General features: G+C 41.3%; 12 protein-coding genes, 1 pseudogene and 2 riboswitches. All 13 genes and pseudogenes read right to left on the reverse strand.

Going from position 1 to position 10,949, the window contains the following annotated elements:
• Positions 1–14: 14 nt before the first annotated feature.
• Positions 15–179, reverse strand: a riboswitch (cobalamin riboswitch).
• Positions 147–923, reverse strand: a pseudogene (locus KJA13_02960) (ABC transporter ATP-binding protein). It overlaps the preceding riboswitch by 33 nt.
• Entirely contained in the window at positions 923–1,939 is a 1,017-nt protein-coding gene (locus KJA13_02965) for an iron ABC transporter permease (protein MBZ9577974.1), read from the reverse strand. Before KJA13_02965 ends, KJA13_02960 begins: the two are co-directional and overlap by 1 nt.
• Positions 1,932–2,798, reverse strand: coding sequence for an ABC transporter substrate-binding protein (locus KJA13_02970; GenBank protein MBZ9577975.1), 867 nt, complete (start codon positions 2,796–2,798; stop codon positions 1,932–1,934). Before KJA13_02970 ends, KJA13_02965 begins: the two co-directional genes overlap by 8 nt.
• Entirely contained in the window at positions 2,798–3,586 is a 789-nt protein-coding gene (locus KJA13_02975) for an ABC transporter substrate-binding protein (protein MBZ9577976.1), read from the reverse strand. Before KJA13_02975 ends, KJA13_02970 begins: the two co-directional genes overlap by 1 nt.
• Positions 3,576–4,247 carry a diphthine--ammonia ligase gene (locus KJA13_02980; GenBank protein MBZ9577977.1) on the reverse strand — a complete coding sequence of 224 codons (672 nt, stop codon included), beginning with the start codon at positions 4,245–4,247 and terminating at the stop codon, positions 3,576–3,578. Before KJA13_02980 ends, KJA13_02975 begins: the two co-directional genes overlap by 11 nt.
• Positions 4,244–5,170, reverse strand: coding sequence for a hypothetical protein (locus KJA13_02985; GenBank protein ID MBZ9577978.1), 927 nt, complete (start codon positions 5,168–5,170; stop codon positions 4,244–4,246). Before KJA13_02985 ends, KJA13_02980 begins: the two co-directional genes overlap by 4 nt.
• Positions 5,167–6,207, reverse strand: coding sequence for a threonine-phosphate decarboxylase (locus tag KJA13_02990; protein ID MBZ9577979.1), 1,041 nt, complete (start codon positions 6,205–6,207; stop codon positions 5,167–5,169). The genes KJA13_02985 and KJA13_02990 overlap by 4 nt, the downstream gene beginning before the upstream one ends.
• On the reverse strand, positions 6,195–7,139 hold the full coding sequence (cobD, locus tag KJA13_02995) for a cobalamin biosynthesis protein CobD (GenBank protein ID MBZ9577980.1): 945 nt from the start codon (positions 7,137–7,139) through the stop codon (positions 6,195–6,197). The genes KJA13_02990 and cobD overlap by 13 nt, the downstream gene beginning before the upstream one ends.
• Positions 7,139–7,873, reverse strand: a complete 735-nt coding sequence (cobS, locus tag KJA13_03000) for an adenosylcobinamide-GDP ribazoletransferase (GenBank protein ID MBZ9577981.1) — start codon at positions 7,871–7,873, stop codon at positions 7,139–7,141. Before cobS ends, cobD begins: the two co-directional genes overlap by 1 nt.
• 5 nt (positions 7,874–7,878) lie before the next feature.
• On the reverse strand, positions 7,879–8,958 hold the full coding sequence (cobT, locus tag KJA13_03005) for a nicotinate-nucleotide--dimethylbenzimidazole phosphoribosyltransferase (GenBank protein ID MBZ9577982.1): 1,080 nt from the start codon (positions 8,956–8,958) through the stop codon (positions 7,879–7,881).
• On the reverse strand, positions 8,930–9,484 hold the full coding sequence (gene cobU, locus KJA13_03010) for a bifunctional adenosylcobinamide kinase/adenosylcobinamide-phosphate guanylyltransferase (GenBank protein MBZ9577983.1): 555 nt from the start codon (positions 9,482–9,484) through the stop codon (positions 8,930–8,932). The genes cobT and cobU overlap by 29 nt, the downstream gene beginning before the upstream one ends.
• 125 nt (positions 9,485–9,609) lie before the next feature.
• A riboswitch (cobalamin riboswitch) is annotated at positions 9,610–9,788 on the reverse strand.
• A gap of 123 nt (positions 9,789–9,911) precedes the next feature.
• Positions 9,912–10,673: a thymidylate synthase gene (locus KJA13_03015; GenBank protein ID MBZ9577984.1), complete on the reverse strand. Its 762-nt coding sequence runs from the start codon at positions 10,671–10,673 to the stop codon at positions 9,912–9,914.
• A gap of 22 nt (positions 10,674–10,695) precedes the next feature.
• Positions 10,696–10,949: ADP-L-glycero-D-mannoheptose-6-epimerase (locus KJA13_03020; protein MBZ9577985.1), on the reverse strand; the 254-nt coding region annotated here is incomplete at its 5' end.

Raw genomic sequence — 10,949 nt, forward strand, 5'->3', positions numbered from 1 at the left:
TTTTCTCCTCCCTCGAGAATACTCCCAAGATAGACAATCGTCCGGGCTCAACTTAGTTGACAGTTAACTAAATCATTACCGTTGCGGGGCAGCGGAAGGAATTTCACCTTCACTTCCTTTGTCTATCCGGCAAGTTGCTTTTTCCTCTCCTCTTCAGAAACTATAAATATATAAGGTTTAGAAGAAATTGGGTTTTTTTCTACTACCACAACCGTCTTGTATACCTCTTCAATAACTCGATATTTCATCACCTCCTCAGGACTCCCTACCTTGTGGATTCTTCCTTGATTAATAAGAACTAAGCGATGGCAGTATTCGCTGGCCAAATTGAGGTCATGCAAAACCATAATTATCGTGAGCCCAAGTTCCTGGTTGAGCTTTTTGAGCAGGTCTAAAATCCCTACCTGATGGGTTATATCTAAATGCGTTGTAGGTTCGTCTAATAAAAGCAGCTTGGGTTCCTGGGCCAAAGCGCGGGAAATCAGGGCAAGCTGTCTTTCCCCGCCGCTTATCTGGCCCATAAGCTGGTCTTTAAGCTTGAGGGTATCAGTTTTGGCCATACACCTTTGGGCGACTCCTAAGTCCTTTCCTGTCTCTAAAAATTGAAATTTTTCAAAATGGGGAATCCTTCCTAAAAGCACAAACTCCTCTACGCTCATAAACCCTCCGCCAAAACTTTGGGGAACTACCGCTACTTTCTTAGCTAATTCCTTAAATCCCATCTGCCAGATATCCCTGCCTTTTAAGAAAATTATACCTTTTTCCGGCTTAAGGATACGGGTTATAGCCCGAAGAAGCGTAGTCTTTCCTGAACCGTTAGGACCGATTATCCCCACAATTTCTCTATCTTCTACCTTAAAATCGATATCTTGAAGAATAAATTTTGAATCGTATCCACAAGTTAGATTCTTAATTTTGAGCATTACCTTTCTCCCAAAACAGTCTTCTTTTTAGTCAAGGCATAAACAAAAAGGCTTCCGCCCAATATGCCCGTAATTACACCCACGGGTAATTCCATAGGAGAAATGATGGTTCTGGCTAAAGTATCACAAAAGATTAAAAAACCCGCTCCACACAAGAATGAGCCAATTAAAAGAACCCGATGGTCGCTACCGACAAACATACGCATAAAATGGGGAACTACCAAACCCACAAAGCCAATTATTCCCGCTATAGATACACTAAAACCTGTAAGCAAAGAGGCGATAATGAAAAGTAAGCGCTTTGTCTTTTCTACATTGATACCCAAATGCAAGGCCTCTTCTTCGCCCAAAGAAAGGGCATTGAGGTCGAAACAAAAAAGGTAAGAACCAATCAAGCCAAAAATAGAGACTCCACAGGTCAATTTTATAAGAAACCAGTCGGGTTCCTCTAAGGACCCCATTATCCAGAAAACAATCCCGTGAAGGTCTTCTGTGCGCGAAATGGACATAATCAGCATTATCAAAGATGAAGAGATAAAACTTATCATCACCCCTGTTAATAGGAGCCCTTGCATTTTTAATATGCCCCTTCTTACGCTTATTGAATAAACAAGTATTATTACCGTAACCGAACCTAAAAAACCAAAAAGGGGCAAAGTCAAGACGCCCCAGGCCCGGTGTAATCTTAAGAGAATATTTAAACACACCCCGATTGCTGCTCCGCCTGAGATACCCAAGGTATATGGCTCAACTAAGGGATTGCGAAACATCCCTTGCAGGATTACACCCACCAGACTCAATGCCCCTCCGATAGCAAAACCTAAGATAATGCGGGGTAAACGAATATCAAAGAGGATGCTATATTCAGTAGTGCCTTTGCCTTCTGAAATTAATGAGGCAATTTTCTTAACAGGTATCCCAGCCGGACCAATAGATAAAGAAAGAATGCCTATTCCTAAAAGGGCCCCTGCCAAAACCAATACCCAGAAAATCCAGCGAACTATTTTCTTATCCATTTTGGAGATGTAAGATTTTAGCCATTTCCTCTAAAGCTTGAACAAAGCTTAGGGGCGTAGGACTACAAAAATTGTCAGAATCGACAATATAAATCCGATTATTCTTTACAGCCTTTAAGCTCTTATATCTTCTCCAAATCTCCTTTTCCTCTTTCCCTACAAGGCCCATAGTTACAATAATTATGACATCGGGGTCATCTTTAAGGACTTTTTCTCTTGAGTAGCGGTTGTTCTTTGAACCTTGTGCGCTATTTATTCCCCCGGCAAATTCGATAAAGTCGTTAACAAAAGAGTCTTTGGTTACGGTAACTAAGGGCCTGGTTCCCAGTTGAATGAAAACTTTGGGTTTCTCAAATTCCTTAACCTTATTTTTTACAGAATCCACTTTGTCTCTGGCGATGCCTATAACAGTTTTAGCCTCGTTTTCTTTGCCCACAATTCTGCCTAATTCCAAAAAATGTTCGCAAATCTCGCTGAAGTTTTTTGCCTCAGCAAAAGTAACTACTTTTATTCCTAAATTTTTCAATTTCTCTTTTGCCTTTGGAGTGGTTAAAGATGTGGCCAATACCAAATCGGGCCGAAGAGCAACAATTTTTTCCAAATTAACTTCTATTGCTGTGCCTACCTTCTCTTTCCTTTTTGCCTCAAGCGGCTTTTGGCAATAAACTGAGCAGCCTATTAATCTATCTTCTATTCCTAAAATGTAGAGCTCTTCAGTTATAGCCGAACCTAAAGAAATTATTCTCTGCGGATAGTTGTCCTGCGCATAGGTTATAGCTGCGGCATATAAAAGCACAAGAATGGCGAAACACCGGCATAGTAATAACTTTAATTTTTGATTTATGTGATAAACTGGCATTAGTCCTCTTTAAAAATTTCAGGATGAATAAATTTGGCCAAAATCTCCAGTCCCTTAACTGTCCTTGGTCCTGGCCGACAAACTAACTGCGCATCGATCTGATAAATCCGATTATTAAGATAGGCATCGGTATGTTGAAAGCGAGGATGATTCTGCGTATAGGATAATAAACCCATAGTTTCTCTATGCCCTTTAGAGGTAATTATAACTTGAGGGTTTTTCTTAATCACAACCTCTAATAAGTCATCGATGTTGTCTCTATCGATATCCCGCATAATATTTAATCCTCCTGCTACCTCGATTAACTTATTAATTGTGCAAGATTTTAGGGCAATGCACAAGGGATTGTGAGAACATATATAGCAAACCCTGGGTCGTGGGCTTATAGCTTTAGTTTTCTGATGTATCTTTTTAATCTTTTCTCCTATTTTCTTAGCCAATGAAAGGGCCTTTCTTTGGCATCCAATAAGTTTGCCCACAAAGGATATGGCAGATGGGGCATCCAAGACTGTTTTTGTCTTTACCACATAAGTTGTTATCCCCTTAGCTCTTAATTTGGAAATAGCTCCTTTTCTTAAATCAATATCTGTAGCCAATACTAAATCCGGAGAAAGGGAAATTATCTTTTCTATATCCGGTGTAGAATAACCGCCAATCTTATCTATCAGCTTGACTTCTGGAGGATAATTACAACACCCGCTTACTGCCACAAGTTTACTGCCCTCTCCTAAGGCAAAAACAATCTCAGTATTAGACGGTGCTAATGAGACAATTCTTTTAATGTTCATTTTTAAATTTGAGTTCCAAAAACCAATGTTTATCTTTAAATATCTTCTTGTCAAAGATGAGTTCTATAGGCCCTTTAAAGATAGGGCCGTTGTAAACCAAACTGTGATACTCTCCCTCTTCTCCACAAAGGTCAACTTTCTTTAAAGAATTTATGTCTTTTACAAATTCATTATCGACTTGGCGGCCTAACCATTCTTTACCTAAAGAGGATGCATCTGTGGCTACAACAATTGCCTTAAATTTTTGATCAATAAATTCTTTAAGCAAATTTTCTCTTTTTTCTTTCCATAAGGGCAGTATCGGTTTTATATCTACATCTTTACATACCCTCTCTACCCAATCTCGGTGCTGTTGTAGGTCGATATCTCCAAAGATACCTGTATCTATACCTTTAGTCTTTAACTCTGAAACAGCTTTTTTGAATTCCTCTTCGTAAGTTTCCCAAGTAGTTTTTCTCTGAACAATAGGGATTCCTAAAGCCTGCGCTTGAATCTTGAGTAATGCTGCACTAACCCCGTGAGAACGGGAATGCTTGCCATCAACTGAAACCATATTTACCAGATAAGCAATATCCATTTTTGACCTTTGCGCTTTATAAAGTGCTAAGGCGCTTTCTTTGCCCCCACTCCAGCAACAAAATGCCTTTGTTTTTTTAGTCATTTTATCGGCGCTACCCAACCGCAGACAGGACAATGAAACGCTCCCCTGCTCATCCCTGCACTACAACCAGGGCATTGCTTTTCGCCTTTTTTAGCCTGAGGTATTGGTCCAATTACATCTTTATAAATCTGGTAATAATAAAAATGTTCTTTGTTTATAAATTTTATTGGATAGAATCGGCTTTTTTGTTTAAATTCTCTATCTGAAACCTTCGCCGTTATAATATCTCTTAATTTATTCATACCCGAGCCATACTCTAACGGCCTCTTATTCTGCCAAACAATATCTTTTGGTAAGGCATCTTGGAATGCCTTACGCAAAATCCACTTTCCCAAAAGTTTACCGTTTTCTTTTTTAATTTTGAGCTCCGGGCTAATCCTGAGAGAAAAATCAATAAGCTCTTTATCTAAAAAGGGCTGCGCTATTTTAATTTTAAAAAATTGCCCAATTTTATTAGAGCCAAATTTCATTCTGCGGGTTATTTTCTTAATATAGGCTTCTAAGTCACCTATTTTTTGCATAAAATCGTAACCGGCAAAAAGTTCATCGCTTCCATCGCCGGTCATTACTGCATTAATCCCCAATTCTTGGGCCTTTTTTAAGCCGAAATATACTGTTAAATCATTGGGAATAGCTGGATCAAAGGTCTTGAGTATCTTTATTACCTCTGGAACTGCCTCTTGTGCCTCATCAATACTGACCTTGTTCTGAAAATGCTCTATTCTAAGAAGCCCGGCTAAAGAAGTAGCGAACTTTACATCTTTTCCCTTTGAGTTTAAACTAACTGTGATTGCTTTAACCCCAGAATCAAAACTAGCCAAAATAGCCGAGTCTAAGCCCCCAGAAAAAAGTAAAGCCGGGGTTTTGTTTTTCTGAATTGCCGTAGTCAATTTTGCTCTTAATTTTAAAACTATGTCTTTCATCTAATCTTTTTTAGAGCAGCAATAAGTTTCAAATTTTCTTTATGCGAACGCACAGCTATACGGATATATTTATCGTTTAAATTTCTAAAATTGCTACAATCCCTGACGAGAATTCCTTTTTGGAGCAGCGATTTTTGTAAAGCCTTTGCGGTTATTCTGCCATTTTCAATCTTTAGCAAAAGGAAATTTGTTACTGAAGGATAAAGCCTTAACCATTTTATTTTGGTCAATTCTCTAAAAAGAAATTGTCTCTGGTTTTCTATAAGTTTATGGGTCTTTTTGATGTACTCTCTATCGTTTAAAATTAACTCTGCTGCTAATTGGGCTAAACAATTTGTGCTCCAGGGAGGCTGCTGCTGTCTTAACCGGGCGATAACCTCTTTATGGGCAACAAGATATCCGATTCTTAATCCCGGCAGGGCAAAAAATTTAGTAAAGCTACGCAGGACAATTATTTTTGTGCACTTTGTGGCCTTCCAGATGAATGTGTAATTCTTCTGGTCGGGTAAAAAATCCATAAACGCCTCGTCAATAACAAGTAATTTTTTAGGCAGTTTGTCATTTTCTAAAATAAGATTACCTGTGGGATTATTGGGATTGCAGAGAAAAGAAATATCTGCGCTGCCAAGCTGAGATATATTGAGGCGGAAGCCTTCTTTCTCTTTAAGTCTTACAAAGCGAATTTTACTCTTTACGCTTCTTGCCGCACGTTCATATTCCGAAAAGGCAGGTGTAGCTATACGGGTGGTCTTGGGCTTGAAAGCCGACATAATAAGATAGATAAATTCCACAGAGCCATTGCCGGGAAGGACATTCTCTTTATCTATCCTCCAGTATTTAGCGATTTTTTGGGTAATATTGTTTGCTTTGGAATCAGGATAATGCAGGATTCTATCAAAATTTTTATAAATAGCTTTCTTCGCGCTTTGCGGCAAACCCAAAGGATTGATATTTGCGCTAAAGTCGATTATTTCTTTTCCGTATCTTTGCCTAACCTCGTAGATATTCCCGCCGTGCAAAAAATCTACATAACCCATTTTAACAATACTCCTAAGGAAAGCATAAGCAAAGATGTCACAAAACTCATAGCCAGGGCCTCATTTATTAATGAAGGCCTTGCCGGCCTTCCATCTTTTCCAAGGTATGGTTTTTCCAAAAGTTTGCCCTGATATGTAGAAGGCCCTCCTAACCTTACCCCCAGGGCAGCGGCCATAGCGGCAATTGAAACCCCGCTATTTGGAGAAGGGTGTTTCCTGCCGTCCCTTAACATCGTCTTAAAAGCCAAGCGAACGTCATTACGAGGGTTCACAATGATAGAAGAAATTGATAGCAGGAACCCGGAGATTCGCGCCGGAATAAAATTGGCGATGTCATCTACTTTGGCCGCAAACCAGCCAAAACGAAGGTACTCCTCATTTCTATATCCTACCATCGAATCAAGTGTGTTTATGCTCTTGTAAGCAAAAGCCAAAACGGGCCCCCCTAAAATCAGATAAATTAGAGGTGCCACAATCCCGTCATTGGCGCTCTCGGCAATGCTTTCTATTGTAGCCGCTGTTATTTTTTCTTTGCTCAAATTTTGGGTATCTCTGCCTACAATTTTAGAAAGTTGCCTGCGGGCTTCAACTATAGAGTCTTTTTCTACCTCTTTCAAAATTGCTTTCGCTTTAACCCGTAAATCCCTTACGGAAAGAGAGCAGTAACCTAAATAGACCCAGGCCAAATTCCCCAGGAAAGGGTTCAATTTCCTTGAGAGTTCTATAAACAAACAGGCAAAACAAGCACTTATTCCCATGACACTCAAGGTCAATATTGCCCCTTTCATTCGCTCTTTCCGTTGACCAGCGTTTCCCCTCAACCTATCATCCAAGAAATTTATCAGTCTACCCATCCCTCTTACGGGATGGGCAAACCCTTCCGGGTCACCGAAAACCAAATCAGCGATATAAGAGGAAATTACCAGGAGCATTATATTCGGCAAATCAATGCAAAGAAAAGAACGGCTATTTCCGCAACCTCACTGGTTGCGCCGATTGTATCTCCGGTCATTCCCCCGATTCTTTTCTTTACATAAGTTATAAATAAACATATTGGGAGTAAAGAAAGGGCTAACAAAATAATTCCCTTCAGTTCCATCAATAATAAGAATAAGGCCATAGTAAGCAGGCCTCCGAGAAAAAATTCTTTTTTACTATTATATTCTATAAAATATTCTGCTTTCCCTTCTTTGCGGGCATAGTTAGATGTGAAGCACGCCAAGACCTGAGACCACCTGGCAAATACAACCATCGTAATTAATGCTCTCCAAAGAATATTTTGGGGAAGACTGGCTATTAAACTAAATTTTAAGAGTAATAAAGTTACTATCCCAATTACCCCCATTACGCCGACCCGGCTATCCCGCATTATCTCTAATATCTTTTCTTTGGGCTTGGCGCCATAGAAACCATCGCAGGTATCGGCGAAACCATCCAGATGCACGCCACCCGTTATGACAATTAACCCAATTAGAAGCAACACAACCGTAACTAAATGTGGCAAAGAACTAAAAATAAGCAAAATTAAAACTAACAACAGCCCTATGAATGCACCGACTATGGGGAAATAAATAAGCGCGGCGCCAAAGTCTTTTCTTTTTACCCCGGACTTAATCTTTATAGGTAGAATAGTTAAAAATTGCAAGGCTATGAGAAATTGCTTCATTCTCTCTACTCTCTACTCTTTACCTTTTCAGATACTCCGGCACTCTTAAAAGTGGCCATCTGTGTCATTATCTTTATGCCTGCTTCCACTAAACTTATCGCCAGAGCGCTGCCGGTGCCTTCTCCCAATCTTAAGTCTAAGTCCAGAAGCGGTTTTAAACCCATATAATCCAGGACAATTTTATGGCCTTGCTCTACTGAACAATGCGCGGCTATAAGATACTCTTTAACCCTGGGTTCTAAATGACAGGCTATTAATGCGCTGGCTCCTGAGATAAAGCCATCGATTACTATAGGTATCCGGCGGGATGCGCCGGCCAAAATTACACCGGCTAACCCCCCTATTTCAAATCCGCCTACTTTAGAGAGCACATCAAGCGCATCCCGCGCATCCGGCTTATTTATTTCCAGGGCCTTTTTAATCACGGCGATTTTATTTAAAAAGGTTTCCTCGCCGATTCCCGTTCCTTTTCCTGTTAAAACTTCTACCGGTTTATTTGTAAAACAGGCAGCGATTGCCGAAGAAGCAGTGGTATTGCCGATTCCCATATCGCCTGTTCCGATTATGTCTATGCCGTTCAGTAATTCTTCTTCAAATACTTCTATACCGTTTTCTATGCATTTAACGGCCTCTTCTCTGGTCATCGCCGGGTCTTTCGCCATATTTTTCGTCCCAGAATTTATCTTTTTGTCTTTAAAATTTTGCAATTTGCAATTTGCAATTTGCAATTTTGATGCTACTCCCATATCAACCACAACGACCCTGGCCCCCACGTGCCCGGCCAATACATTTATTCCGGCACCGCCTTCAATAAAGTTATATATCATCTGCGGCGTCACCTCTTGCGGAAAGGCGCTCACCCCCTCTTCCACAATACCGTGGTCGCCGGCCATAGTAAATATAACCTTATTCTTAATCGGGGGGTTAACATTGCCTGTAATCTCTACTGCTCTTTTAGCGAGTTCCTCCAGCCGGCCAAGGCTGCCTTGCGGTTTAGTGAGGCTGTCCAGCCTTTTCTGGGTCACTTCTGCCAGACCATGGTCGAGCTTCTCAATTTTATCTATAACCTCTTTTAATTTTTGCATCTTTGTCTCCTTTTATCTTCAGCGGAATACCTGATTGCATAAAAATAACCTCATCTGCTTCTTTTGCAAACATTTGATTAGCCAACCCCAGCAAATCCCGGAATCTCCTGGCCAATAAATTATCGGCAACTATGCCGCCCCCCACTTCATTGGAGACCAAAATCGTCACGGCTTTGCTCCGGGATATGCGCGGGGTGAGTTTTCTTAAAGCTCTTAGGATTCCGTTATCCGTTAAATCCTCCAACAATAGATTTGATACAAATAGACCTAAGCAATCAATTATTACTACATTGTATTTATTTTTTAATTTATCGAACAACAAACCTATGTCCTTGCCTTCTTCGACAATTTTCCAGTAGCGGGGCCTTGAATCCCTGTGTAGCTTTATCCTCTTTTTTATCTCCCCGTCCGGATTGATGCAGGTAGCGATATAGGCGACCTTGCGGCTTAAATCTCTGGCAAGTTTTGTTGCATAACGGCTTTTGCCGCTCCTTGCGCCACCCAAGATAAAGATGAATTTTCTCATAACGTTTACTGCCCTTTTTGGCGCCAACAAAAAGGCCCTTGACACATTTTGCGTCAAGGGCTGCACCCGAATTTACTTAGGCCCTAAATAAAAATACCTTTCAGCCCTATCCCTCGTAGAGCTCAAAGCATCTTCACAATTTGGGCAGGTCTTCTGACTTCCGGCCTTCTACTTATCAGGCCTTCCCATCCTTAAAAGGACAGTGGCTAACTCTGACTTTCGCTACCGGTTACAGCGACGGGACCGCGCTCGATTCTCACGAGCTTCCCTATTAAGCCGCAACACCCAATCTGCGATATATTAAATTGTCAATCTTAATGTTAACTCAATTACCTATTTTTGTCAAGAAGAACTTGGGGGACACTTCTCCGATTGAGTTTGGGGCCGTTCTCCGATTGAGTTGAGAAACGGTCCTACTATCTACTATCTATTTTATGTCTATGTCGTATTTGTGGGTTCTTTGTTTGGCGAGTTCCCAGGCATACTCATAAAGATGCAGGCCTTTGGAGCAGGCCACTATTTCTCCGTTTTCCGCGCCTATTTCTCCGGCCATATACTGTTTTACAAGCTCAAGCCCCCCGAGATTTGAGGGAAAGCCGCCCCAGAGGTCCCAGGAGCGAAAGTATAAAAAGAAATGCAATTTCCCATAGCGCAGGCGGGTATCTATAAGGCGAAGGCACGGCGGGTCCTGCAGTTTTATGTCGGACGGCATCCCTATTTCCATAATTGCCTGATTGGTTCCTGCGCCTTGAGTCTTATATATCTTTATTACTTCTTCTATCTGGTTGCACTGCAGAGGCATCTCGCGAACCATCTTTCGGCCGCCGGACTCTGTCCTGACCTTCACCTTCGGGTCTACGAGCCTCTCGCCGTATGTGTAATCTTCGCTTCCGGTTTTAGCGCTGGTCAAAAGATACTGCAGATACTGACGGATGTAATCCATGCTGGTAGGCGCGGGTACGCTTGAGCTTTCGGGCATAATAGGGATTATCTGGTGGGCAGGATTTTTGACGCGAATTGACACAAAATCAAACTCAAGGCGCCGCTGTCCCGCGTAACTGCCGCGGTCGACCTTATAGACGAAGCCCTTCTCCAGAATTTCCGCCAGACACTGAAACCAGGCATCGTCCAAATCAAAGGCCTCGATATAGACAGGCTTTAAACTTCTGTCTTTTTGCTCCCGGCTCATCTTTTGTTATGTTGTATTGGGGTTACAGATAAGAGTGGGTTTTCAGGAAGCCCGCATAATCTTTTACTGCTTCATTAAGCCCGGAAAAGTTGTGGTTTATGCCGGCCTTTTCCAACTTTCCTAAATCCGCCTGAGTATAATACTGATACTTATCTTTTATAGATTGCGGCATATCGAAATATTCAATGTTGGCCGGTATATCCAATGCCGAAAATATAGCGTGGGCCAACTCGTTCCAGGTGCGGGCGCATCCTGTGCCCACATTAAATATCCCTG

The organism is Patescibacteria group bacterium, assembly GCA_020148045.1.
Taxonomy (GTDB): domain Bacteria; phylum Patescibacteriota; class Minisyncoccia; order Minisyncoccales; family GWA2-38-27; genus JAHCRG01.

Bases quoted from the DNA above. Each gene is read 5' to 3' on its own strand.
- KJA13_02965 (MBZ9577974.1), bottom strand. From the start codon at position 1,939: ATGGATAAGAAAATAGTTCGCTGGATTTTCTGGGTATTGGTTTTGGCA.
- KJA13_02975 (MBZ9577976.1), bottom strand. From the start codon at position 3,586: ATGAACATTAAAAGAATTGTCTCATTAGCACCGTCTAATACTGAGATT.
- KJA13_02980 (MBZ9577977.1), bottom strand. From the start codon at position 4,247: ATGACTAAAAAAACAAAGGCATTTTGTTGCTGGAGTGGGGGCAAAGAA.
- KJA13_02970 (MBZ9577975.1), bottom strand. From the start codon at position 2,798: ATGCCAGTTTATCACATAAATCAAAAATTAAAGTTATTACTATGCCGG.
- KJA13_02990 (MBZ9577979.1), bottom strand. From the start codon at position 6,207: ATGGGTTATGTAGATTTTTTGCACGGCGGGAATATCTACGAGGTTAGG.
- KJA13_03015 (MBZ9577984.1), bottom strand. From the start codon at position 10,673: ATGAGCCGGGAGCAAAAAGACAGAAGTTTAAAGCCTGTCTATATCGAG.
- cobD (MBZ9577980.1), bottom strand. From the start codon at position 7,139: ATGCTCCTGGTAATTTCCTCTTATATCGCTGATTTGGTTTTCGGTGAC.
- KJA13_02985 (MBZ9577978.1), bottom strand. From the start codon at position 5,170: ATGAAAGACATAGTTTTAAAATTAAGAGCAAAATTGACTACGGCAATT.
- cobT (MBZ9577982.1), bottom strand. From the start codon at position 8,958: ATGCAAAAATTAAAAGAGGTTATAGATAAAATTGAGAAGCTCGACCAT.
- cobS (MBZ9577981.1), bottom strand. From the start codon at position 7,873: ATGAAGCAATTTCTCATAGCCTTGCAATTTTTAACTATTCTACCTATA.
- cobU (MBZ9577983.1), bottom strand. From the start codon at position 9,484: ATGAGAAAATTCATCTTTATCTTGGGTGGCGCAAGGAGCGGCAAAAGC.